This is a genomic window from Streptomyces sp. NPDC001493 (assembly GCF_053597235.1).
In genome coordinates, this window is sequence record NZ_JBSFHV010000024.1 from 1 (window position 1) to 24243 (window position 24243).

The window sequence follows — 24243 nt, forward strand, 5'->3', positions numbered from 1 at the left end:
GCCCAAGGACATCCGGGCGTTCATGGCGCGCGCTGGTGAGCTGGGGGCCGACCAGGCGCTGACCTTCCTGCGCGAGGTGGACTCGATCAACATGCTCCGGCCGGGCCACCGCCCCGGCCGGAGGGCGGACGATCACCCCCGACGAACGAGGAGAACCGATGGTGCACGCACGGGCCGGCGAACCGGCAGCTTCCGACGATCTGGTCGACGTGGCAAAGCTGGTGACGGCCTATTACGCCCTCCACCCCGATCCGGCCGAGCCCGGCCAGCGGGTGGCCTTCGGCACGTCAGGGCACCGCGGCTCCGCGCTCGCGACCGCGTTCAACGAGGACCACATCGCCGCCACCACCCAGGCGATCTGCGAGTACCGCACCCGGCAGGGCACGGACGGGCCGCTGTTCCTCGGCGTGGACACCCACGCGCTGTCGGAGCCCGCCCGGGTCACCGCCCTGGAAGTGCTCGCCGCCAACGGCGCCACCGTCCTCATCGACTCCGAGGACGGCTACACCCCGACCCCGGCGGTCTCGCACGCGATCCTGACGTACAACCGGGGCCGGACGGACGGACTGGCCGACGGGATCGTCGTCACCCCGTCGCACAACCCGCCCGCCGACGGCGGGTTCAAGTACAACCCGCCGAACGGCGGACCGGCAGGCTCGGACGCCACCTCCTGGATTCAGGACCGTGCCAACGAGCTCATCGCGGGCGGGCTCAAGGAGGTGCGCCGCGTTCCGTACGCCCGCGCGCTGGCCGCCGGGACGACCGGGCGCCACGACTTCCTCGGCGGGTACGTCGACGACCTGCCGTCCGTACTGAACCTGGACGCGATCCGTGACGCGGGCATCCGGATCGGAGCCGACCCGCTCGGCGGCGCGTCCGTCGGCTACTGGGGCCGCATCGCGGAGACCCACCGCATCGACCTCACGGTGGTCAACCCGCTCGCCGACCCCACCTGGCGCTTCATGACGCTGGACTGGGACGGCAAGATCCGGATGGACTGCTCGTCGCCGTACGCCATGGCCTCGCTCATCGCCCAGCGCGACGCGTACGCCATCTCCACCGGCAACGACGCCGACGCGGACCGGCACGGCATCGTCACCCCGGACGGCGGGCTGATGAACCCGAACCACTATTTGGCCGTCGCCATCCAGTACCTCTACACCCACCGCGACGGCTGGCCCGCGGGGACCGGCATCGGCAAAACGCTGGTCTCCTCCTCGATGATCGACCGGGTCGCCGCCGACCTCGGCCGTCCGCTGGTGGAGGTGCCGGTCGGCTTCAAGTGGTTCGTGGACGGCCTCTTCGACGGCAGCCTCGGCTTCGGCGGCGAGGAGTCCGCCGGTGCCTCGTTCCTGCGGCGCGACGGCCAGGTGTGGACCACCGACAAGGACGGCATCCTGCTCGCCCTGCTGGCCTCCGAGATCACCGCCGTCACCGGCTCCACCCCGTCGCAGCACTACGCGGAGCTCACCACCCGCTTCGGCGACCCCGCCTACGCGCGCGTCGACGCCCCCGCCACCCGCCAGGAGAAGGCGGTCCTGGCCAAGCTCTCGCCCGAGCAGGTCACGGCCGACACCCTCGCGGGCGAGGCCATCACCGCCGTCCTCACCGAGGCACCGGGCAACGGCGCGGCCATCGGCGGGCTCAAGGTCTGCACCGACAGCGCCTGGTTCGCCGCCCGCCCCTCCGGCACGGAGGACGTGTACAAGGTGTACGCGGAGAGCTTCCAGGGCCCCGACCACCTGAGCCGGGTCCAGGACGAGGCCAAGGCCCTCGTCTCGACGGTGCTGGGCGCCGCGGGCTGAACCCGCACGAGCGGCCCGCACGCAGCGACGGGCGCTCGGGGCACGGGGGCACGCGGGTGGAAGAACCCCGCGTGCCCCCCCCCGTGCGGCGCCCGGGCGGCGAACCGCTGATGTCACGCGCGCGGCCCCGCGAACGGACCGCCCGCCGCGAAGGCGAGCGCCGCGAACCGCTCGCCCATGAGGCGGTGGGTCGCGGCGTCCGGGTGGAGCTGGTCGGGCAGCGGCAGCTCGTCCACGTCGGCGGAGCCGTAGAGCGCGCGGCCGTCGAGGTGGTGCAGGTGCGGGTCGTCGGCGGACCGCTGTTCGACGATCCGGGCCAGCTCCTCCCGTACGACGTTGAGCGTCAGCTTCCCCGCCGCGGTCTCGGCGGCGTTTCCCATGGCGACGAACCTCAGCCGGCCGGTGCTCAGCTGCGAGAGGTCCGGCGCGCTCGGGCCCGGGGTGTCCTCGTGGATCGGGCAGAGGATCGGCGAGACCAGCAGCAGCGGGGTCGTGGGGTGGCCCTCGCGGACCGTGTCGAGGAACCCGTGGACGGCGGGGGTGAAGGCGCGCAGGCGCATCGCGTCGGTGTTGACCAGATTGATGCCGATCTTGAGACTGATCAGGTCGGCGGGGGTGTCCCGCAGGGCACGCGCGGTGAAGGGGTCGAGCAGGGCACTGCCCGCCAGCCCCAGATTGGTCAGCTCCGCACCGCCGAGCCGCGCGGCGAGAGCCGGCCAGATGGCGCTGGGGCTCGCGGCGTCGGAACCGTGGCTGATCGAGCTTCCGTGGTGCAGCCACACCGGCCGTCCCCGGTCCGGCGCCGGCTCGACGGGGGCGTCGGTGCGCAGGGCGACCAGCTCGGTGGTCTCGTTGTGCGGGAGCCAGATCTCGACGTCCTTGTCGCCCTCGGGCAGGTCGTCGAACCGGATCGTGGCGACCGCCCCCGGCCGGTGCTCGGCAGATCCGGTGGCCATGTCGACGATCACGGTGTTGCCGGTGGACGCGGTGGCCCGGCCCGCCGGGCGGCCGTCGACGAGCAGGTCGTACACCCCGTCCGGGCGCGGCGGCGCACCCGCGTAGACCCGCTTGGTGGGCAGGGTGTCCAGCTCCAGGGCGGTGGCCGCGGTGCGGAAGGCCAGCCGGACTCCGGAGGGCTGGGACTCGGCCGAGGCCAGCTGGGGGTCGGCGTACTGGGCGCGGGCCCACCCGGGCAACCGGTGCGGGAGGACGCCGTGCTCGGTCTGCTCCAGATCGAGGGCGCCCCGCAGGAGCGCGGCGGTGAGGGGCGTCGTGACCCAGCGGTGCGAAGTGCTCGGTGGAGTGCTCATGGGTGTCAGCCTGTCGGTCGGTGTGGCGGGTGGTGGACGGCGGGTGATGGAGGACGGCGGGTGGCGAACGTGGCTCAGGGGGCAGTCCAGTTCCGCAGGAGTACGTCGAGCCGGTCCAGGGTCCAGTCCCAGCTCTCCTGCGAGTCGGGAGCGGAGTGGCTGAAACCGCCGGTCGACTCCAGGCTGACGTAGCCGTGGAACACGCTGCCCAGGAGGCGGACGGCGTGCGTCTGGTCCGGTTCCGTCAGGTCGTAGCCCCGCAGGATGGCCCGCGTCATCCGCGCGTGCCGGGGCCCCGCGCTCGCGGCCGCCGTCTCCGGGTCGAGCCTGAGCTGTGCCGCCGCATAGCGGCCGGGGTGTTCGCGGGCGTAGTCGCGGTAGGCGTTGCCGAAGGCGGCCAGCGCGTCCCGCCCGGCGCGCCCCGCGAGCGCCGCGGCGACCCGGTCGGCCATCTCCTCCAGCGCGAGCAGCGCGATCCGCGTCCTGAGCTCCTGGGAGTTCTTCAGGTGTGAGTAGAGGCTCGCGACCTTGACGTCGAACTGACGGGCGAGCGCCGAAAGCGTCACCTGGTCAAAGCCGGAGGTGTCGGCCAGCTCCGCCCCCGCCCGGACGAGTCGTTCCGCGGTGAGTCCCGCGCGTGCCATGACCCTTCCCCTCTCTGCCTGAACGACGTATCTATTTGCCTATAGGCTTTAGGTAAATTAGCATGTCATTCATGAATCCGCTGACTGAGCAAGAGATCCGTGCCGCGTTCGTGAACTGCAGCAAGGGCGAGGCGAAGCGTCTGGCGGTTCCGCGCGACCTGGCGGACCGCGCGTGGGCCGATCTGGACTTCCTCGGCTGGCGCGACCCCCAGGCGCCCGACCGGGCCTACCTCGTCACGGAGTCGGAGGGGCGCGCCAAGGCCATCGTGATGCGCTGCCCCGGCGCGGTGCCCGGCCGTCAGCGGCGGAGCATGTGCTCGATGTGCCTGACCACCCACACGGGCGGGGTCTCCCTGATGGTCGCGCCGAAGGCGGGCAAGGCCGGGCAGCAGGGCAACTCGGTGGGCGCCTACCTCTGCGACGACCTCTCCTGCTCCCTCTACGTCCGGGGCAAGAAGGACGCGGGCCCCGGCGCCCGGCTGAGCGAGTCGCTCACCCTGGAGGAGAAGATCGCGCGGACCGAGGCGAACCTCGCCGCGTTCCTCGCCCATGTGACGGCGTGACAGGTGCGCCGGGTGCGTCGGGTGTGACGTCGGTGGTGTCCGGGCGGGCGGGTCACGCCTGCCGGGCGACCCGGCGGGCCCACAGCACCAGGGGCACCTGGAGGGGAACGCGCGCGTAGGCGACGGCGCGCTGCGGAGCCGGGCGGTGGCGCCAGTCGACCGCCATCTTCACGTTGCCCGGCAGTACGCCCACGAAGAAGGCGGCAGCCCCGAGAGCGGCGGCACGGCGGGTGCGCGGGGCGAGAACGCCCGCCGCGAGGGCGAGTTCGACGCCGGCGCTCGCGTACGTCCAGGTGCGGGGGCTTCCCGGCAGGGCGCTCGGGACGAGCGAGTCGAAGGGACGGGGCACCGCGAGATGCAGCGCTCCCGCGCCTGCCAGCAGACCGGCCAGGGCGATGGCGGAACGGTGGGTCATGGGCGGGTGCCTCCTGCGGGGGAGTGGTTTCCCGGAAAGCCGGTCCTCAAGGATGTCATCGCCGTCCGGCTTCGACGGGTGGGTGCGGCGAAGGGTGTTCAGGTTCACTTGCCCAGGCCGGACGTGGCGATGCGGGTCGGGCGGACGGCGTCCCGGCACGTTCTGCCGCGCACGGAATCATGCCGACGCCGCGCAGCAGTGGCGGGCCGGGCCTCAGTGGTGCCACGCCTCGCCTCCGACGTTGTGGATCATCCGCTGCAGCACCTTGAGGGTGACCAGGTACTCCTCGTCGGTGATGCCGTCGTGGGCCTGCTTCCGCATCGCCGTCTGGCGCTGGGCGCACTGGCGGAACACCGTGTCCCCCTCGGAGGTCGGCCGAAGCCGGTTCTCACCGTCGACCGTGAGCAGGCCCCGGACGAGGAGGGCGTCGATCTCGCCCGCGAGCGAGGCTCCCACGTCCAAGTAGCCCTGCAGGACTTCCGTCACCTCCGCACGGGTCCGGCCGTTCCCGTCGGCGGCGACCTGTGCCAGGACCCACCACTGGGGCTGGGTGACGCCGAACTCCGCAAGCCCCGTGCGGATGTTGGTGACGACCGCTTTGTGGGCGGCCCAGCTCCAGTAACCGATGGGCTGTTGGACCAGCTCGGGGTCGTTGTGCGAGTACTCCATCGTTCTGCCCTCACCATCCGAGTAACGCGACAGGTGGGACGAACGTAGGACCTCAACCGAACATGAGGTCAAGCGGCCGCGTGCAGTGCCCGCACGCCCGTGCTCCAGCCGGACCAGCGGCAGCTCAGAGACGGGCCCGTCGAGCGGGCGCGTACGGGCCGTGTTCAGGCGCCGGGGACCGTCTGGTGTACCTGGCGGAGGAAGGCCGCGTTGTCGGGCGTCCGGCGCACCTTGTCCAGTACGGCTTCGAGCGCGGCCCGGCTGTCCCGGCCGTGCAGGGCGCGCCGCAGTCCGCGTACCGCCGTCAACTCCGACTCGGAAAGCAGGAGTTCTTCACGCCGCGTGCCGGAGGGGGCGATGTCCACCGCCGGGAAGATGCGGCGGTCGGCGAGCGCGCGGTCCAGGCGGAGCTCCATGTTGCCGGTGCCCTTGAGCTCTTCGAAGAAGAAGTCGTCCGCGCGCGAACCGGTCTCCACCAGCGCCGTCGCCAGGATGGTCAGCGAGCCGCCCTCCTCGGTCAGCCGCGCCGCGCCGAAGAGCTTCTTGGGACCTTGGAGCGCTGCCGCGTCGACGCCGCCGCTCAGCGTGCGCCCGCCGGGGCCCGCGGCGTTGTTGTGGGCGCGGCAGAGCCGGGTGAGCGAGTCGAGGAGGATGACGACGTCCTGCCCCTGTTCGACGAGCCGCTTGCCCCGCTCCACGGCGAGGTTGGCCAGCGCGATGTGCTCCTTCGCCGGGCGGTCGAAGGTGGAGGCGAGCACGTCGCCCCGCACGGAGCGGCGCATGTCCGTGACCTCCTCGGGGCGTTCGTCGAGCAGCACCACCATGAGATGGCATTCCGGGTGGTTCGTCGCGACGGCCGCCGCGAGCTGCTGGAGCAGCACCGTCTTGCCGGTCTTCGGCGGGGCGACGATCAGACCGCGCTGCCCCTTGCCGACCGGCGCGATCAGGTCGACGAGGCGTGGCGCTGGGCCGCCCGCACGGGTCTCCAGGCGCAGCCTGTCCCGGGGGTGCAACGGTGTCAGCTCGTGGAAGTGCGGGCGGGAGCGAAGGGCCTGCGGGGGCAGTCCGTTGACGCGATCGACGACGGTGAGCGTGCCCGGCCGGTCGCAGCCGCCCTTCACGAAGTCGCCCGTGCGCAGCCCGTACCGGCCGATCAGCGCGGCAGGGACGCGGACGTCGCCGGGGGCGGGGTGGCCGTTCGGCCCGCGCAGCAGCCCGTGCCCGCCCTGTGAGGTGTCGAGGACACCGGCGGCGGCGACGGGTGCGTGCTGGGCGGATACGGGGCGTTCGAGTGTGGTGGTCATGGGGATGTCCTTTCGAGGACGGAAGAGGGTGCGGGCCCGGTGCGGGCGGCGGGAGGCGGTACGTACACGCCTCGACGTGCACCGCGTACACCGGTGTCCCGACGAGCGGGGGTCGCGTCGCGGCGTGCGGGTCACGCAGGTGGCGGACCGGATCGACGCGTGCGGAAAGACCGAAGGAGAGGAACTGCTCGGGAAGAGCTGAATCGCGGGTCGTGAATCGACAGGTGCGACAGCGGTGAAGAGAAACCGGCACCGGCGTCCCGGAGGGGACGTACACAGGTGCTTTTTCGGAGAGTACCACGAAGACCGGCCGGAGGGAACGGGGCCGCCCGCCGGGCGGGGTATGGAGCGCGCGGGGCCCGGACACGCCGGAGCCGTCCCGCGGACACGTATCCGCGCGACGGCACCGGAAGGCGCCACCGCAGGCGTCCGCAACTCCCCGATCCGGGAGTTCCCCACCCGCCTGGCACCGTCAGATCTTCGTCCGGGGCCCGACGGCCGGCCTCACCCGCCCCCGGAGCCGCCCCGGAACGCCGCGAGGATCTCCTCCGCGGCCAGAGTGGCCGTCAGAGCGCCCTCGCGGACCCGCTGTTCCAGCTCCGGCGCACGCGCCCGTACGTCCGGGTGGGAGCGCAGGCTCTCCAGCAGCTCGTCCCGGACCATGCTCCACGTCCAGTCCACCTGCTGCTCGCTGCGCTTCGCTGCCAGCCGCCCCGTCGAGTCCAGCAGCGTGCGGTGCTGCTCCAGGCTCTCCCACACCGTGTCCAGGCCCGTCGCCTCACGGGCGCTGCAGGTGAGGACCGGAGGGGTCCACGCGGCGTCGGCGGGGTGCATCAGCCGCAGGGCGCCCGCCAGTTCGCGCGCTGCCGAGCGCGCCTCGCGCTCGTGCGGGCCGTCCGCCTTGTTCACCGCGATGACGTCCGCCAGCTCCAGGACCCCCTTCTTGATGCCCTGGAGCTGGTCACCCGTACGCGCCAGGGTGAGCAGCAGGAAGGTGTCGACCATGCGGGCCACCGCGGTCTCCGACTGGCCGACCCCGACCGTCTCCACCAGCACCACGTCGTAACCCGCCGCCTCCATCACCACCATGGACTCGCGGGTCGCCTTCGCCACCCCGCCCAGCGTGCCGGCCGAGGGCGAGGGGCGGACGAACGCGTGCGGGTCCACCGCGAGGCGCTCCATCCGGGTCTTGTCGCCCAGGATGGAGCCGCCGGTACGGGTCGACGACGGGTCCACCGCGAGCACCGCGACCCGGTGCCCCAGACCCGTCAGCAGGGTGCCGAGCGCGTCGATGAAGGTCGACTTGCCGACCCCGGGCACTCCGCTGATCCCGACCCGCCGGGCCCGGCCCGCGTGCGGCAGCAGCCTGCTCAGCAACTCCTGGGCCAGCACCCGGTGATCGGGGCGGGAGGACTCGACGAGGGTGATCGCGCGCGCGACGAAAGCACGCTTCCCGTCGAGTACCCCCTTGGCGTAACTCTCGATGTCGATCGTCGGTGCCATCGGTTCAGCGGCTCACAGCTCGTGCCCGAGTGCGGCACCGAGCCGCCGCACCAGGTCGTACGCGGCGTCCGGGATGACCGTGCCCGGCGGGAAGACCGAGGCGGCACCAGCCTCGTGCAGGGCCTCGATGTCCTGCGGCGGGATCACCCCGCCCACCACGATCATGATGTCCTCGCGCCCCTCGGCCGCCAGCTCCTCCCGCAGCGCGGGGACGAGCGTGAGGTGACCGGCGGCCAGCGACGAGACGCCCACGATGTGCACGTCCGCCTCGACCGCCTGCCGCGCCACCTCGGCGGGCGTCTGGAACAGCGGGCCGACGTCCACGTCGAAGCCCAGGTCGGCGAAGGCCGACGCGATCACCTTCTGGCCGCGGTCGTGGCCGTCCTGGCCCATCTTCGCGACCAGGATGCGCGGGCGGCGGCCCTCCGCCTCCTCGAAGGCGTCGACCAGCTCGCGGGTACGGTCCACCGACGGGGACTCTCCTGCCTCTTTGCGGTACACCCCGGAGATCGTACGGATCTGGCCGGCGTGGCGTCCGTACACCTTCTCCAGCGCGTCCGAGATCTCGCCCACGGTGGCCATGGCGCGTGCCGCGTCCACCGCCAGCGCCAGCAGGTTGCCCTCCAGGTCCTGACCCGGGGCGCGTCCCGCCGCCTCGGTCAGCGCGCGCAGCGCGTCCTGGCAGGCGGTCTCGTCCCGTTCCGCCCGCAGGCGGCGCAGCTTTTCGATCTGCTGGGTGCGCACGGAGGAGTTGTCGACCGAGCGGACGTCGATCTTCTCGTCCGTCTCCACGCGGTACTTGTTGACGCCGATGACGGGCTGGCGGCCCGAGTCGATGCGCGCCTGGGTCCGGGCGGCGGCCTCCTCGATCCGGAGCTTGGGGATGCCCGCGTCGATGGCCTTCGCCATGCCGCCGGCCGCCTCCACCTCCTCGATGTGCTGCCAGGCCCGCCGCGCCAGGTCGTACGTCAGCTTCTCCACGTACGCGCTGCCGCCCCACGGGTCGATGACCCGTCCGGTACCGGACTCCTGCTGGAGGAGCAGCTGCGTGTTGCGGGCGATGCGCGCCGAGAAGTCGGTGGGCAGCGCCAGCGCCTCGTCCAGCGCGTTGGTGTGCAGCGACTGCGTGTGCCCCTGGGTGGCGGCCATCGCCTCCACGCAGGTGCGGGTGACGTTGTTGAACACGTCCTGAGCGGTCAGCGACCATCCGGAGGTCTGTGAATGGGTGCGCAGCGAAAGGGACTTGGGGTTCTTGGGCTCGAACTCCCTTACCAGCTTGGCCCAGAGCAGCCGGGCTGCCCTCAACTTGGCGATTTCCATGAAGAAGTTCATGCCGATCGCCCAGAAGAACGACAGCCGGGGCGCGAACGCGTCCACCTCCAGCCCCGCGTCCCGCCCGGCCCGCAGGTACTCCACCCCGTCCGCGAGGGTGTACGCCAGTTCCAGGTCGGCCGTGGCTCCGGCCTCCTGGATGTGGTAGCCGGAGATGGAGATCGAGTTGTAGCGGGGCATCTTCCGCGAGGTGAACGCGAAGATGTCCGAGATGATCCGCATGGAGGGGCCCGGCGGATAGATGTAGGTGTTGCGGACCATGAACTCCTTGAGGATGTCGTTCTGGATGGTCCCGGCCAGCTTCTCGGGCGGTACGCCCTGTTCCTCGGCGGCCACGATGTACAGCGCCAGCACGGGGAGCACCGCGCCGTTCATCGTCATCGACACCGACATCCGGTCCAGCGGAATGCCGTCGAACAACTGGCGCATGTCGAGAATCGAGTCGATCGCCACGCCCGCCATGCCGACATCACCCGTCACCCGGGGATGGTCGCTGTCGTAACCCCGGTGCGTCGGCAGGTCGAAGGCGACGGAGAGCCCCTTCTGCCCGGCCGCGAGGTTGCGCCGGTAGAAGGCGTTGGACTCCTCGGCCGTGGAGAAACCGGCGTACTGACGGATCGTCCACGGCTGGTTGACGTACATCGTCGGGTAGGGGCCGCGCAGGTACGGGGCGATGCCCGGGAAGGTGTCGAGGAAGTCGACGCCCTCCAGATCGGCCTCCGTGTACAGCGGCTTGACGGTGATGCCTTCGGGGGTCTCCCAGAGCAGGTCGTCCACCGAACTGCCGGTCGACTCCTTCACCGCGGCCCGCCAGTGGTCGGCCGAGGGCGCGGGGGGAGTGTCCGCGTCCAGCGGGACGGCGGAGAAGTCCGGGACGGGGCTCGCGGGGCTCCCGGCCGACGAGGTGTTCTCGGGGTTCTGCATCACGCCACTCCCAGTCGGTCGAGTACGGAGGAGAGCACGGCGACGGCGTCGCAGCCGGCGAAGACGTAGCCGTCCACCCCGTCCACCTCGCCGGGGCGCCCGGCGAGCAGTACGTGGCCGGCTCCGGCGGCCACCAGTGCGGCGGCGACCCCGGCCGCCTCCCGCTCGTACACCGCGTCGGAGGAGCAGAGGCAGGCGATCCCGGCACCGGACGCGGCGAACGCGCCGGCCACCGTCGCGGCGTCCACGGTGACGGGCCGGTGGACCGTCTCGACGCCGCCCGCCTGGAAGAGGTTCGCGGCGAAGGAGGCCCGGGCGGTGTGCGCCGAGGCGGGGCCGAGAGCCGCCAGGAAGACCTTCGGGCGGGCTCCCGTGGTGGCGAGGTGGGCGTCCGAACGGCTCCGCAGCGCCTCGAAGGCCTCGTCGCGGCGGACCTTCGGCAGGCCGCCGGACGGGGCGGCGGGCGCCGCTTCGCGCTCCACCGGGTGTTCGGCGAAGTGCGGGAACTCGCTGACCCCCGTCACCGGCTCCTTGCGGCGCGCCAGATCGCGGGAGCGCTTCTCCCAGGTCACGGCGAGCCGCTCGGCGACCAGACCCGAGGCGGTGGCCGCCTCCAGACCGCCCGCGCGCTCGATCTCCTGGAAGAACGCCCAGGCGGCGACGGCCAGCTCCTCGGTGAGGTTCTCCACGTACCAGGAGCCGCCCGCCGGGTCGACGACCCGGGCCAGGTGCGACTCCTCCATCAGGATGGTCGAGGTGTTCCGGGCGATCCGCCGGGCGAAGGCGTCCGGCAGCCCGAGCGCCTCGTCGAAGGGGAGGACCGTCACCGCGTCCGCGCCGCCGACCCCCGCGCCCAGGGCGGCCAGCGTGGTGCGGAGCATGTTCACCCAGGGGTCGCGCCGCGTCATCATCACCGACGAGGTCACCGCGTGCTGCCACTGGGCACCCGCGCCGGGCGCGCCGCAGGCCTGCGCGACCCGCGCCCACAGCCGGCGCGCGGCCCGCAGCTTGGCGATCGTCAGGAACTGGTCGGCCGTCGCCGCGTAACGGAACTCCAGCTGCGAACAGGCCGCCCCGACGGACAGCCCAGCAGCCGTCAGCGCCCTGAGGTACGCCACCCCGGTGGCGAGCGAGAGGCCCAGCTCCTGGGCCACGCCGCCACCGGCCTCGTGGTACGGCAGCGCGTCCACGCTCACCGCCCGCAGCCCCGGATACTCGCCGGCGCACCGTGCGGCCCACTCGACGGCGGTGGTCAGGTCGGGCGTGTCACCGGTACGGGCCGACCCGCCCAGCGGATCGATGCCGAGCCCGCCGCGTACGGCCTCCGGGGCGACCCCCCGGTCCGCGTACAGCCGCACCAGTTCCGCCGCCGCCGCGGCGGAGTCGTCCCCGGCGTCGAGAGCCAGTGGCGCGAGGTCGAGGAGGACGCCGTCCAGCGCCCGGTCCAGGCCGGAGACCGGTACACCGCCGGGGCCGCCGACACGGAGCCAGAGCGAGGTGACGCCGTTCTCCAGATCGTCGAGCAGGGCCTCGTTCAGCCGGACCGGATCGGTCAGCGCGTGGCGCTGCCGCACGTCCCAGCCGCCCGCCGCGTTCCCGGCAGGTCCGCCACCCCGGGTGAAGGGCGCGAAACCGGGCAGACCGGCCGGGGGCGCGCCGGTGCGGGAGGTGTACAGGGGGCGGGTGGTGAGCCCGTCCTCCAGCGTCGTGGAGAGGGCTTCCAACGCGGCCTCACCCGTGACGTCCTTGCCCGACTTGCGCAGCACACCCTCGACGAGGGTCTGCCACTGCTCGGGGGAGGCGTCAGCGAACTCGGCGGCCAGGGGGAGCCCGTCAGCAGGCAGGACCGTCATGCCCAGATGCTAGGGCAGTTCGTCGGGGGACCAGCAGAGGATGTTGCTGTGACCTATCCCTCTCCGGTGTGCTTCCGGACGTTCACGCAGCGTGTCGCGGCGTGTCGCGGGGTGGTCGGGGCGGCTGCCGGGTGGACAGGAGGGGTGGGAAGGAGTGCTGGCGGGGTGCCGGGTAGAGTTCCGCGCTCTGCCGCGGTGCGGCCCTCGTGTCCGTCCACCGCCCTGGGCGCGGTGCGGCCCGCGTGTTCGTCCACCGCCCTGGGCGCGGCACGGTCCCGCTGTCCGTACGCCGTCGGCGAGGCACGGTCCCGCCGTCCGTACACCGCCGTCGGCGCGTGAACGGTCCCCGTTTCCTCGTAGGGTCCCGGCGGCACCGTTCGGTCGTGGTGCCGGCGGAACCCAACGGACCCGACGGATGTCAGGCCGTCGGGGGCCGGGTCGTCGGATCAGAGGTCACTGACGAAGACCGCGGCCCCGTAGGTGTGAGGGTCCGCCTGCTCGGCCGGGAATCCCGCCGAGACGAGGATCTCCAGCAGGGCGCGTCGCATACAGGCATGGACGGTCTCGAAGTGGCGGATCGCGTCGGGCAGGGCCGACGGATCGACTCCGCCCGCCAGCAGGTTCACGGCGGCCTCGGTCAGTTCCGCCGCCGTGTTCCACTCGACCAGCACACCGCCGACGACGAGAGGATCCACATGGACCTCCGCACCGGCCCTCTCCTCGACATCGCCTCCGAAGTCTCCCCGGTAGACGGGAATGCCGGCCCGGGCCAGGGCGCGGCACACTTCGTCGGCCTGCGCTTCGCGCCGGGCGACGACCTCCGGCGGGGCTTTCGGCGGCGGGTCGAATCCGTGCTCGGTCACGCGTCCCTCACTCCTTCTCCTGCTGTGTGCCCGTCATTTCCCGCTGTTCGCCCGCCATGGAGCGGGCCGCGCCTCCGCCGGCCCGCTTGAACGTAACCGGCCGGCAGCTCCTTCGCCGCACTCTCGATGCCGGGGAAGTAGGGGGCCGACATTGATCGGGACGTCGCGCGTGCCGGCGTCGGTGCCGATGGGCGCCCGGCCGGCATCTGCCGGATCGTGGGATCTTCATTCGATCGGGTGTGGCGGCCCGCACCCGAATCCGGGCCCGGGATTCCGCCGTCGGAAGCGGGCCCGGCGGGGGCCGGGGGCGGTGGCGCGATCCGGGACCGGGGCGGCACGAGGCGCGCTCGGGTGCCTTTCGCGAGCGGTGTGTACGGGGCCGCTCTCCCGTCGCCGAAGTGCCGGTCCGCTCCGGCGTTTTCCGTTGTCGAATCGCCTCTGACATGCGACGTTGATACTTAAATGCGTAAAACGTCGGGAAAGAGGCAGTTCATCGTGCAGACCGCCCGGGCCGTCCCGGCCACCACCGTCGTCAATCTCCGGGACCTGGGCGGCATCGCCCTGGGCCGCGGCCAGCGGGTGCGACAGGGGATCCTCCTGCGTTCGGGCCAGCTGAGCGAACTCGATCCGCAGCACGACCTGGCGGTTGCCGCCCTCGGTGTCCGTACGGTCGTCGACCTGCGAACCGCCGACGAACGCCACTGGGCCCCGGACCGGCTGCCCCCGAGAGCCAGACTCTTCGTCGCCGACGTGCTGGGAGGCAATCCCGGGGTCGCCCCGGCCCGGCTCAGGGCCCTGCTCGCCGATCCGGCCGCCGCCGAGGAGGCTCTGGGCGGGGGCAGGGCGGAGGAGGTGTTCGCGCAGACGTACCGCCAGATGGTGCTCTCCCCGGGCGCCGCGGCTGCCTACCGCGCCTTCCTGGAGACAGCGGCGGACGCCTCGGCCCGGCCTGTGCTCTTCCACTGCACGGCGGGAAAGGACCGCACGGGCTGGGCCGCCGCGGTGCTGCTGATGATCCTGGGGGCGTCCCGGGAGACCGTCCGGGCCGAGTTCCTCGCGGTCAACCCCGCCGTACGCCTCGCCTTCGCCCCGTCCGTCCAGCGCTTCCTCGACGCGGGCGGCGATCCGGCCATCGCGTCCGCCGTCATCGAGGCACGGCCCCACTACCTCGACGTGGCACTGGACGCGATGGAGGAGCGGTGGGGCGGGCTCGACGGCTATGTGCGCAGTGGGCTGAGGCTGCCGGAGCCGGTGGTTGAGCGGTTGTGCAAGGAACTGACCGCCCCCGTCGGCGTTCCGGTGTAGACCGAGGTACGCGTACCGGGCGCCCCCGTGCCTCAGGGGGCTGGTTCGCCGGGGTGCCCCCCGTGCCGCAGGAGGGCCGGTTCGCCGGATTGCCGCCTGTTCCGGAGGCGGAATCCACTCGGTCACCGCGCGACGCAAGACGGAGTGAGCGCTCGGGAACCGGCCGGTTCCGGTTCGCGGCGGGCGTCCGGAAACGCCCCGGCGGCCGGGAGGAGCGCGGACGGCGTGTCCGTGTTCCTCCCGGCCGCTCGTGTTCCGGGTCGGGGCCCCGGTGAGTGGGGCTCCCGGCCGGTGGGCCCCGGGGCCGAGGTCAGACCTTCAGCAGCCGGTCGGTGAGGTCGCGGTAGTGCTGGAGGACGATCCGCAGCTGCTCCGTCCGCTCGCCGTTCTGCCCGCCCTTGTCGTCCGGACGCTCCTCGGTGCGCAGCGCGGTGCTCCGCTCGGTGAGCGCCTTGACCAGGTTCTGGGTGACCGCGTCGAGGGTCTCGCCGGCCTCCCGGACCGCGCGCCGCGGGTCCTCCACGAAGTCGCTGACCGCGTGCCGCATCCGCCGCTCCAGCTCGTCGTGGTCGGTTCCCCCGAGCAGGGCACCGTCGTAGTCCGGGCCGTTCACGGCAGACGTGGACGTGGAGGTGCCGGGAACGGCGCGGGTACCGGGGGTCTCCCGGCGCGTTCCGGTGCGATCCGTGCGGTCGGTGCGATCCGTGCGATCCGTGCGATCCGCACCGTCCGTGTCGCGCGCACCGTCCGTGAGGTCCGGGCGGCCCGTGCCGTTCATGCGGTCCGCGTCCCGCTTCGCGTCGAGGCTGTCGGCGCGGTCGGCCTCCGCCGCCTTCGGCGTACCCGTGCGGTCGGCGCCGCCCGTACCGTGGTCCCGGCCGGGACGGCCCGCGAGGGCTCCGGCCGGCCCGGGGGCGTGTACGGGCTTGGGGCCCGCGGCGCTCTCCGGGACGGAGGTGGTGGGCTCGGTGGAGAGCGTCGTCCGCGTCCGGTCGTCCGTGCGGCGGGAGTCCGCCGCCCCGTCGGACCGCTCGCCGTCGGTCCGCTCGCCGTTGACCCGCTCACTGTTCGTAGAAGATCCGTACGTCATGACGTCACACTTCCCTTCGCGTGGTGCTGCTTCTTCATGTCCGTGGTCCGGCCGCGTTCGGCCGGTTCGGCCGTCCGCTTCCCGAGCAGCGCGTCGAAGAGCGCGCGGGCCTCGACGAGGGCCTGGCGCAGCTCCTCGGTGCCGCCCGAACCGTCGCGCGCCGTGTGCACGCGGCGGTAGGCGTCGACCTGCGTGGCGTGGTGGACCGACAGGGCCTCCGCGCGGTCCTCGACACTGCCCGCCTCCGGGAAACCGCGCTCCCGGGAAAGCTCGTCGAGGAGGTCACCGGCCTCGGCGACCGCGTCCTCCGGAGCGTCGACGAACCGCTCCTGCACCCGGGTCCAGTGCGCGGTGTACCGCTCCCGCGCCTCGGCCGACAGCGGTTGCGCGCTGATCGACCCGTGCCGCTTCACCCGCTCTTCGAGCTCCTGCTCGGCGAGCTTGGTGTCGCCCTGATGGCGGGCGAGCACCCGGTCGTACTCGGGTCCGAAACGGCGCTTCAACCCGGCGCCGCCCGTCGCCCGCCCACGCAGAAGGAGCCACCCGGCGATCGCCGCGAGGACGACGACACCGACGATGATCAGTACGGTCGTCATGATCGACGCTCCCCCCGTTCGCTGTCCGGTACGCAGTTCTCTCGCACGGTGGTCAACTCCCTCCGGTCCGGGCTCCGGCCGGTCTGTCCGGCCGAGCGGGGTGCGTGAAGTCGTGTACCCCCGACCGGCAGTTCGAGACAGCGCCGCTCGAACAGAGGGCTCCGGGTACCGTGGAAGGGTCCTGGCCGGAGTACGGAAGAGGTGTCCCGTGACCGAACGGAAGCCCCCTGGCGTCAGCTTCGATTCCTGGGTGGACCGGCAGATCCACGAGGCCGAACAGCGCGGCGACTTCGCCTCCCTGCCGGGCTTCGGCAAGCCGCTCCCCGGACTGGGGCGCACCTACGACGAGGACTGGTGGATCAAGGAGAAGATGCAGCGCGAAGGGCTGTCGGTCCTGCCGCCCGCCCTCGCCCTGCGCAAGGAGGCGGAGGACGTCCGTCGCGCGATCACCGAAGCGGTCTCCGAGCGCCGGGTGCGGGAACTGCTCGACGCGGTCAACGAGAAGATCGACGAGGCCGTACGGATGCCCCCGCCCGGCCCGCCGCTCAACCTCGGGCGCTTCGACGTCGAGAAGACGGTCGGCGAATGGCGCGCGGCACGGGCGGAGAGCCAGGGACGGTCCGTCTGAGCCGGCCACCGGGCCTCCTGCCGTCGCACGCCGGGAGGCCCATTCCCACGGTGAAGAGGCGACGAGGAACGGGGAGTTCGCGGACATGCTCGACCTGCGCAAGTTACGGGTGCTCCGGGAGCTGAGCCGGCTCGGCACCATCGCCGCGGCGGCCCAGGCTCTGCACCTCACGCCCCAGGCGGTCTCCCAGCAGATCGCGGCCCTGGGCAAGGAGCTGGGCGTACCGCTGACCGAGCCCGCCGGGCGGCGGCTGCGGCTCACCGCCGCCGCCCGGATCGTGCTGCGCCACGCCGACACCCTGTTCGAGCAGGTCGAGCGGATGCGGGCCGAACTGGCCGCGCACCACGGCGGCGTGTACGGGCAGGTGGCGGTGGCCGGATTCTCCACCACCCTGTCGGCCCTCATCCTGCCCGCGGTCGCACGCCTCAAGAAGGAGCGGCCCGCCCTGCACGTGGTGCTGGCCGAGGCCGATCCGCCGGAGAGCTTCGCCATGCTGCACCGCGGTGAGACCGACGTGGTGATCTCCGCGGACACCGCGCACAGCCCGGGGGGAGAGGGCACCCGCTTCCACCGGGAGCCGCTGTGCGTGGACCCGTTCGACGTGGCGCTGCCGGAAGGCCACCCGCTGGCCGGCCGGTCCGGGCTGCGGCTCGCGGACCTGGCGGACGAGGCGTGGATCTTCGCGACCACCGGAATGTGTCACGACATCGGCGTCGCCGCCTGCACGGCCGCCGGCTTCAGCCCGCGCGAGTCCCACGCCATCGGCGACTGGGAAGCCACCCTGTCCGCCGTCCGGCTCGGCCTGGGTGTCGCCCTGCTGCCCCGGCTGGCCCGCCCCGCTCCCCGCCCCGGAGTCGCCGTACGGGCCTTCGCGCACCCGCCGCCCAGCCGCCGGGTGTTCGCCGCGGTCCGTGACGGTAGCCAGGCCGCGCCGGAGATCGCCGCCGTCCTCGACGCGCTGCGCGAGGCCGCCACCGGGGCGGTGCGCGGCCGGAGCCGTGTCACGGAGATGGGATCGGCCGCCTGACCATCCACATTTCCTGGACGGTACCCGCCATCAGACGTTGATGGACCCCCCGGGGGACGGAGTGCCAGGGTCGGAGGCGGGGCATTTCCCCCGGCGCATCCCGCCGGCCCATCCGACACCTTCCGTCCCGGAGGCGGGCATTTTCATGTCCAGAGCAACCTGTGCGCGGCTTGCCGCGTTGAGCCTGATCTGGGGCTCGGTCTTTCTGTGGATCAAGATTTCCGGATACGGATTCTCTCCCGTCCAGATGGTGCTCGTCCGACTGGCACTCGGCGCCGCCGTGGTCCTCGCGATCGCCCGGGCCAAGGGACTCCGCCTTCCCAGGAGCGCTCCGTACTGGGGCCACATCACGGTGGCGGCGCTGCTGGGCAACGCCGTCCCCTGGACCCTGTACGCCGAAGGCGAGCGCACCGGCTCCAGCGGCGTGGCCGCGGTGGTCAACGGAAGCGCACCGATCTGGACCCTGGCCACGACCCTGCTGCTGGCCACCGAGAAGCGCGTCACCGCCGCCAGGGCGGCCGGCGTGCTGCTCGGTCTGGCCGGGACCGCCCTGATCGCCTCCCCCTGGAACGGTTCCGGTACGGGCAGCGGGGGAAGCGTCCTCTGCTTCTTCCTCGGCTCCGTCAGCTTCGGCGCCGGCTTCGCCTACATGGGCAAGTTCCTGGTGGGACGGGGCATTCCGCCGCTGGTGCTGGCCGGCGGCCAACTCGCCGTCGCCACCGGCATCCTGCTCCTCGCCTTCCCCTTCCTGGGGCTGCAGGCCGTCGTCTGGCGCACCGACTCGGTGATCTCCGTGATCATTCTCGGAGTGGTGTGCACCGGGGCCGCCGCTCTGCTCAACTTCGAACTGATCATCAAGGACGGCGCGACCGTCGCTTCGACCGTCACCTATCTGATGACCGCCGTCGCTGTCGTCCTCGGCGCCCTGGTCCTGGACGAACCTCTGGGCTGGACCGTCTGGGCGGGCGCCGCGGCCGTTCTGGCCGCCACCGGGCTGCTGCGCCGAAAGCCCCGGGACCGCACCGGGCCGGCGCAGCCTGCCGCACCGCTCGCCGCCGACGCCGCCGTGGAACCGTAGACGCGCGGCGGGACGGTCACGCCCCCGCGCTCGGCCGGAACCGCGGGGGCGCTGCCGGACGCGCAAGCCGTGCGCGCGGGTGGTCAGAGGTCGTGGGACGTCAGGGTGTGGCGCCCCGGGAGAACGCCCTCGACACGGATGTTCGTGCCGTCGGCCGTGACATGAGCGCCGCCCACCGCCCGCCTGCCGTTCCAGATCGTGCGGCCGTCGAGCTGGACCGACACCCTGTGCCCCTCGGTCGGCAGCGCGAGCCTGCCCACCGTCCCGCCCGGCGCACTGGTCCTCAGGGTGAATCCCCTCGCGGAGGTGCGCCAGGACGCGGTGATGTCGCCGTGCGGGGTGGGCACGCTGCCCTGTGCCCAGCCGAGGCCGCCGGGACGGGGGGTGACGGAGTAACTGGAGAAGCCCGCGCCGGTCGGTTCGATCCCCAGTACCTGGGTGGTGAGCGAGACGGTCGGGCCGGACGCCCAGCCGTGGGCGAGACTGGTGAACTGCTTGATGCCGGGCTCTCCGGTGAGGTCGGCCTTCTCCCAGAAGGTCCCACCGGGATCCTGGCTCAGCTGGTGTCCCCAGAACGTGCGCATCAGGTCCAGTGCCTCCCGCTGCTGACCGGGATCGGAGACGCTCAGGCGCGCACCGACCTCGAATCCGCTGGGCAGTGGCTCGTACGAGGGGTTGATGGAAGCGTTCGGGGTGCTGGGCGAGACGGTCAGCGCACCGTAGGTGCTCCAGCTGTTCCGCCGCAGGTAGTCCATGGCGCGCCTCGACCGGTCGGCGTCCGCGAGGCCGGCGAGGACGGCCGTGGCGTTGGCGTCCTGCGGGTACGCGTCGGTGATCTCACGCGAGAGCCGGTAGGCGCCGGTGGCGGGATCCCAGAGCTGGGCGTTGACGGCCCGGGCGACCTCGGTGGCGCGTGCGGCGTAGACACCGGCCCCCGCGGTGTCGCCGAGGGCGGTGGCCAGCGAGGCCATGTCGTCCAGGTTCCGTTTGTACAGGGCGTTGACATAGGTCTCGTGACCGCAGTCGCTGTAGCCGTAGTGACCGCAGGCCCCGGCGTTCCCGAAAGCGATCAGCCCCTGCGGGTCTTCGGCGCGCACCGACTCCAGCCAGTCGGCCGCCCGGGTCAACCGGGTCCACCACTTGTTCAGATACGCCGTGTCGCCGGTGTACAGCCAGTGCTCGTAGTGGTTGCGGATGAACCAGGTGACGTACTCGCCGTAGGTGGTGATCTCGTCCTGGTTGTGCTGTCCCACCAGGCTCGCGGCGGGCACGAAGCCGTTGGGCAGTTGCTGGGACGCCAGGGAGGAAAGGGAGTTGTCGACCGCGCGCACGTCGTGGGTGCTGAGGTAGGTCACCGGAGCCTGGACGGCGAGGTCGCCCTGCCAGACGACGCGGTCCCGCTTCGCCCCGTCGAAGATCACTTCCTCGCCGGGCGCGACGCCGGGTACCTGGGCGGCGGCGCCGTCGGCCTCTCCCGTCCCGTACGGCCAGTTCTTGGCGGTGTCGGAGTTCCAGGTGTTCATCTGGACCGTGTAGGCACCCGCGTACCAGATCTTGTTGAGCTCGTCGTCGCTGGAGAGGAACCAGCCCCGGTAGTCGGCGGGGTCAGTCTGCCGGGGCGCCGCGCCGAAGTCGAGCGACACCTGGCCGAGGTCGACCCCGCCCGCCCCGTCGAGGAAGAGGGTCGCGTACCGGAAGCCACCGCGCAGCCGGCTGTCCTGAAGCACCGACGGCAGTTCGGCCGGATCGACGACGATGGAGTGGCTGTCGGTGTCGTACGTGTACGGCAGGCCCGGGTAGCCGTTCCAGATGTTCGCGGTGTCGCAGCCGGGGGCCACCGCGTCCTCCCCGCCGTTGGACTGCGCCGAAGAGGCCGCGAACTGCCGGGACTCGCTGAAACAGACGTGGAGCGTGGGCGGGGTGGGGGAGGCGCCGGTCACCCGTATCCGGATCTTGCCGCCGACCTCCTTGCCGAAGTCGAGTGTCACCAGGGGCGAGCGGGTGCGATCGCCCGTGCTGATCAGCCGTAAGGGGCGGGCGCCCCTGCCGAGCAGCGCCTCGGGGGCTCCCTGGGCGGAGCCGCCGCGCACGGTGACCGCCGACACGGAGACCGGCGCGACGGCACGGTCCTCGGGAGCGAGCACGTACGGCCGCCAGTTGCCCGGCCGGGGCTGATAGCCGGCGTCGTTCCAGGGGTCCCCGGCAAAACGGGCCCCGCTGCCGGACCGGGGATGCGCCTCGGCCGCGTCGAGCGGCATCAGGCCGAGGAGACTGACACCGACCGCGACTGCGGCGATGGCACTTCTGTGCCGTGGACTGGACATGATGCGACTCCTTGGCGTCGGTTGCCCGAGACGTTGATACGATTCAAACCGGCGTCACGGTACCGTTGTCGACGAGGGGCGACAACGGATCCGGCAGATGTTTTTCAGCTCGGGAAGCTCTCGGTGCTGAACGCCACAGGGCTGCCCCGAAGAGTTTTGAAACGTTCAACCACGTGTTGGCTTTCCATCCGCCCACGCGCGCGCCCGGCGGCCCGGAAGCAGGCCCGGGCCCGGCACCGCGCGTCGCCCGGGCGATACTTCTCCCATGGACGCGCGGAGCACCGGCCCCGGTGACGTACGGATCAGGCGGGCCGTCGCCAAGGACGCCAGGCGCCTGACCCGCCTGGTCAGGACCTCCCGGGCGTACGAGGGCCACTGGGCGCCCATGGTCGAGGGGTACCGCGTCGGACCCGACTACATCGAGGCCCACCGGGTCTTCGTCGCGGTCGACGGGACCGACGGCCCGGTGCTGGGCTTCTACTCCCTCGTACTCGACCCCGTCCCCGTCCCCGGTTCGCAACCGCATCCGCATCCGCAGGGCGCCCACCGCTCCGGCGGAGCCACCGGTGAGCTGGACCTCATGTTCGTCGCCGACGCCGCCCAGGGACGGGGGATCGGCCGGTGCCTGATCGGGCACCTGCGGGAAGAGGCCCGCCGCGCCGGTCTCCACGCCGTCCGGGTGGTCTCCCACCCGCCCTCCGAGGGCTTCTACCGCAGCGTCGGCGCCGAACGCACCGGCACCGCACCCGCGACCCCGCCGTACGTGATGTGGGACCGGCCCGAACTGATGCTCCCCATCGCCTGAGCGGCGCCCGCCTGGGAGAGTGAACCCGGGGGTGGCACATGAAGCGTCCAACGGCCTGGTGGCCCGCTCGTGACCGGAAAACCGCACCGCCGGAGGACACGTCCGGGTCGGAGGAACTGCTCTTCGGCGGACCGCTCCGCTACGACATGGGATTCAGCAGGCACGACGACGCGGTGCTCCAGCTCGACCTGCGGTCGATGATCCGCCGGATGCCGTATCTGCTGTTCTCGACCGTCCGGCTGGCCCGGGAGGCCGACCCGGGGGCGCTGCGCCTGGTGGCGTTCGCCGAGATCGGGCGGGGCGCGGTCCAGGCGGTCGCCCTGGTCGCCGTCAACAAGGTCCTCGCCCATCTCCTGGAGAGCGGTGACACCGCAGACCGGCTCCGGGCCGCCGCCCCCGCGCTCGTGGTGGTGGCCCTGGCCGCGCTGGCGGGAGCGCTGCTGCGGGCCGCGTCGACCACCGGAACCGGACGCCTCGAACCGAAGGTCGAGCGCGTCGCGACCGAGCGCTACCTCGCCCGGACCGCCGAGGTGGAGCTCGAGGCGGTGGAGGACGACGAGTTCCACAAGCTGCTGGACAGCGCCCAGTACGGCGCGACTTCGGCCCGCCGCATGATCGGTTACTGCACCAACGTCATCAACGCGCTGATGTCCCTGGTCGCGGCGGCAGGGGTGCTCGCCACGCTCCACCCGGTGCTGCTGCCCCTGCTCGTCGCCATGACCGTGCCCAGCGCGTGGGCGGCGCTGACGGTGGCGCGCCGCCGGTACCTCTCCTTCCACGCCTGGGTGCAGCACGCCCGCGCCTCGAACCTGATCAGCCGCCTGCTGATCGACACCCAGGCCGCCCCCGAAGTGCGGGTCCACCATGTCGGCCCGTTCCTGCTCCGGCACTTCCGCGCCATGTCGGAGAGCTCGGAGAAGGAGCAGACCCGGCTCGCCCGGCTCGCCGCCCGGACCGGGCTCATCGCGGCCGGCTGGACCGGTCTCGCGACCGTCGTCGCCTACGCCACCCTCGGCGGCCTGCTCTGGACCGGGACGATGGCGCTCTCCGTGGGCGGGACGGCCGTCCTCGCGATCCGCACCGGTTCCTCCAGCCTCGACAGCCTCGTGCTCCAGGTGAACTCCCTGCATGAGGAGTCGCTCTTCGTCGGCGACCTCGACCGGCTCTGCGAGGAGGCGGTGCACCGAGCGATCCCGGTCGGCGGACTGCCGCTGCCCGAGAACCCGGCTCACATCCGGTTCGAGGACGTCACCTTCACCTACCCGGGCAAGGACAACGGCCCGGCCCTCGAAAACCTCAGCCTCACTCTCACCACCGGCCGGATCGTGGCGCTGGTGGGGGAGAACGGCAGCGGGAAGTCGACGCTGGTCAAGCTGTTGTGCGGGCTGTACCAGCCGGACTCCGGCCGCATCCTCTGGGACGGCGTCGACGCCCGCGAGGCCGACCGGCAGGAGCTGGTGTCGCGGGTCGCCGTCGTCGGCCAGGACTTCTACCAGTGGCCCTTCACCGCCGCCGCGAACGTCGGCATCGGCCGCACCGACGAGCCCTTCGACACCGCGCGACTCGAACGCTCCGCCGTCTCCGCCGGGGCGGACCGGCTGATCGAGGGGCTCCCGCGCGGCTGGCGGACCCTGCTCGCCCGGGGCTACCAGGGCGGCCACCAGCTCTCCGGCGGCCAGTGGCAGCGCATCGGCATCGCGAGGGCCCACTACCGGGGCGGTGAGGTCCTGATCGTGGACGAGCCGACCAGCGCCCTCGACGCGAGGGCCGAACAGCAGCTCTTCGAGCAGATCCGCAGCCTCGCCGACACCGGCCAGACCGTCGTCCTCATCACCCACCGGCTCGGCAGCGTACGGGCCGCCGACGAGATCCACGTACTGGAGAGCGGCAAGGTCGTGGAGAGCGGGTCCTTCGACACGCTGATGTCGGACGATCACCCCGGCCCCGGGGACCTTCCGCGCCCTGTACGAAATCCAGGCCGCCCAGTACGGGGTGAGGGCAGCCGAGGTCCCGGCGGCCAGGACGGCCCCTGCCGACCTCGCGGGCCCGCACCCCTGACGCCGCCGCGCACGACCGCCGTACACCCGCCGGAGGGGCCCGTCGAGCGTCCCCATGGCGGTACGACCATCACAGGATTCACTGGTACGAGGGAGGGGAAGGCGTAGGACTCCGGCCGGAGGGGTCACCCCGGCCGGGCCTGTCGAC

At 72.4% G+C, this 24243-nt stretch carries 20 protein-coding genes; 8 read left to right on the forward strand and 12 right to left on the reverse strand.

Annotated features, from left to right (window positions below; genetic code table 11):
• Window positions 1-158: 158 nt before the first annotated feature.
• Window positions 159-1805, forward strand: a complete 1647-nt coding sequence (gene pgm, locus ACWCWD_RS28375) for a phosphoglucomutase (alpha-D-glucose-1,6-bisphosphate-dependent) (protein WP_386891162.1) — start codon at window positions 159-161, stop codon at window positions 1803-1805.
• A gap of 113 nt (window positions 1806-1918) precedes the next feature.
• On the opposite strand, the gene ACWCWD_RS28380 is transcribed toward pgm, so the two are convergent.
• Both ACWCWD_RS28380 and ACWCWD_RS28385 read right to left on the reverse strand, forming a co-directional pair.
• Entirely contained in the window at window positions 1919-3115 is a 1197-nt protein-coding gene (locus ACWCWD_RS28380; protein WP_450777005.1) for a GDSL-type esterase/lipase family protein, read from the reverse strand.
• Between the two features lie 74 nt (window positions 3116-3189).
• Window positions 3190-3759: a TetR/AcrR family transcriptional regulator gene (locus ACWCWD_RS28385; protein WP_450777007.1), complete on the reverse strand. Its 570-nt coding sequence runs from the start codon at window positions 3757-3759 to the stop codon at window positions 3190-3192.
• Window positions 3760-3830: 71 nt separating this feature from the next.
• Between ACWCWD_RS28385 and ACWCWD_RS28390 the strand changes: the two genes are divergently transcribed.
• Window positions 3831-4322 (forward strand): FBP domain-containing protein, encoded by a 492-nt coding sequence (locus tag ACWCWD_RS28390; protein WP_450777009.1) that lies wholly within the window; start codon window positions 3831-3833, stop codon window positions 4320-4322.
• A 52-nt stretch (window positions 4323-4374) separates the two neighbouring features.
• On the opposite strand, the gene ACWCWD_RS28395 is transcribed toward ACWCWD_RS28390, so the two are convergent.
• The 7 genes from ACWCWD_RS28395 to ACWCWD_RS28425 form a co-directional block, all read right to left on the reverse strand.
• Window positions 4375-4737, reverse strand: coding sequence for a DoxX family protein (locus ACWCWD_RS28395; RefSeq protein ID WP_450777011.1), 363 nt, complete (start codon window positions 4735-4737; stop codon window positions 4375-4377).
• Window positions 4738-4950: 213 nt separating this feature from the next.
• Window positions 4951-5406, reverse strand: a complete 456-nt coding sequence (locus ACWCWD_RS28400; RefSeq protein WP_450777013.1) for a MarR family winged helix-turn-helix transcriptional regulator — start codon at window positions 5404-5406, stop codon at window positions 4951-4953.
• A gap of 164 nt (window positions 5407-5570) precedes the next feature.
• Window positions 5571-6710 (reverse strand): transcription termination factor Rho, encoded by a 1140-nt coding sequence (gene rho, locus ACWCWD_RS28405; RefSeq protein WP_450777015.1) that lies wholly within the window; start codon window positions 6708-6710, stop codon window positions 5571-5573.
• Window positions 6711-7214: 504 nt separating this feature from the next.
• Window positions 7215-8213 (reverse strand): methylmalonyl Co-A mutase-associated GTPase MeaB, encoded by a 999-nt coding sequence (meaB, locus tag ACWCWD_RS28410; RefSeq protein ID WP_450777017.1) that lies wholly within the window; start codon window positions 8211-8213, stop codon window positions 7215-7217.
• 12 nt (window positions 8214-8225) lie between these two features.
• Complete coding sequence (gene scpA, locus ACWCWD_RS28415; RefSeq protein WP_450777019.1) at window positions 8226-10469, reverse strand: methylmalonyl-CoA mutase; 2244 nt, start codon at window positions 10467-10469, stop codon at window positions 8226-8228.
• The gene (locus ACWCWD_RS28420; RefSeq protein ID WP_450777021.1) at window positions 10469-12322 is read right to left on the reverse strand and encodes a methylmalonyl-CoA mutase family protein; all 1854 of its coding nucleotides are present in this window, start codon (window positions 12320-12322) and stop codon (window positions 10469-10471) included. Before ACWCWD_RS28420 ends, scpA begins: the two co-directional genes overlap by 1 nt.
• A 446-nt stretch (window positions 12323-12768) precedes the next feature.
• Window positions 12769-13185 carry a hypothetical protein gene (locus ACWCWD_RS28425; RefSeq protein ID WP_450777023.1) on the reverse strand — a complete coding sequence of 139 codons (417 nt, stop codon included), beginning with the start codon at window positions 13183-13185 and terminating at the stop codon, window positions 12769-12771.
• A 495-nt stretch (window positions 13186-13680) separates the two neighbouring features.
• On the opposite strand from ACWCWD_RS28425, the gene ACWCWD_RS28430 reads away from it, so the two are divergent.
• Window positions 13681-14490, forward strand: coding sequence for a tyrosine-protein phosphatase (locus ACWCWD_RS28430; protein WP_450777196.1), 810 nt, complete (start codon window positions 13681-13683; stop codon window positions 14488-14490).
• A 310-nt stretch (window positions 14491-14800) separates the two neighbouring features.
• On the opposite strand, the gene ACWCWD_RS28435 is transcribed toward ACWCWD_RS28430, so the two are convergent.
• Both ACWCWD_RS28435 and ACWCWD_RS28440 read right to left on the reverse strand, forming a co-directional pair.
• Window positions 14801-15580, reverse strand: coding sequence for a hypothetical protein (locus ACWCWD_RS28435; protein ID WP_450777025.1), 780 nt, complete (start codon window positions 15578-15580; stop codon window positions 14801-14803).
• Window positions 15577-16176: a hypothetical protein gene (locus ACWCWD_RS28440; RefSeq protein ID WP_450777027.1), complete on the reverse strand. Its 600-nt coding sequence runs from the start codon at window positions 16174-16176 to the stop codon at window positions 15577-15579. Before ACWCWD_RS28440 ends, ACWCWD_RS28435 begins: the two co-directional genes overlap by 4 nt.
• Before the next feature lie 208 nt (window positions 16177-16384).
• Between ACWCWD_RS28440 and ACWCWD_RS28445 the strand changes: the two genes are divergently transcribed.
• From ACWCWD_RS28445 to ACWCWD_RS28455, 3 genes are all read left to right on the forward strand, one after another.
• A complete protein-coding gene (locus ACWCWD_RS28445) occupies window positions 16385-16804 on the forward strand; it encodes a DnaJ family domain-containing protein (protein WP_450777028.1) in 420 nt (139 codons plus the stop codon).
• Window positions 16805-16889: 85 nt separating this feature from the next.
• Window positions 16890-17831 carry a LysR family transcriptional regulator gene (locus tag ACWCWD_RS28450; RefSeq protein ID WP_450777030.1) on the forward strand — a complete coding sequence of 314 codons (942 nt, stop codon included), beginning with the start codon at window positions 16890-16892 and terminating at the stop codon, window positions 17829-17831.
• A 145-nt stretch (window positions 17832-17976) separates the two neighbouring features.
• Complete coding sequence (locus ACWCWD_RS28455; RefSeq protein ID WP_450777032.1) at window positions 17977-18909, forward strand: DMT family transporter; 933 nt, start codon at window positions 17977-17979, stop codon at window positions 18907-18909.
• Between the two features lie 83 nt (window positions 18910-18992).
• Here the strand turns inward: ACWCWD_RS28455 and ACWCWD_RS28460 are convergent, their stop codons facing one another.
• The gene (locus tag ACWCWD_RS28460; RefSeq protein WP_450777034.1) at window positions 18993-21233 is read right to left on the reverse strand and encodes an alpha-L-rhamnosidase-related protein; all 2241 of its coding nucleotides are present in this window, start codon (window positions 21231-21233) and stop codon (window positions 18993-18995) included.
• Window positions 21234-21498: 265 nt separating this feature from the next.
• Here ACWCWD_RS28460 and ACWCWD_RS28465 point away from each other — a divergent pair, with 265 nt between their 5' ends.
• Window positions 21499-22038, forward strand: coding sequence for a GNAT family N-acetyltransferase (locus tag ACWCWD_RS28465; protein ID WP_450777036.1), 540 nt, complete (start codon window positions 21499-21501; stop codon window positions 22036-22038).
• Window positions 22039-22076: 38 nt separating this feature from the next.
• Complete coding sequence (locus ACWCWD_RS28470; RefSeq protein WP_450777038.1) at window positions 22077-24203, forward strand: ABC transporter ATP-binding protein; 2127 nt, start codon at window positions 22077-22079, stop codon at window positions 24201-24203.
• Window positions 24204-24243: the final 40 nt, after the last annotated feature.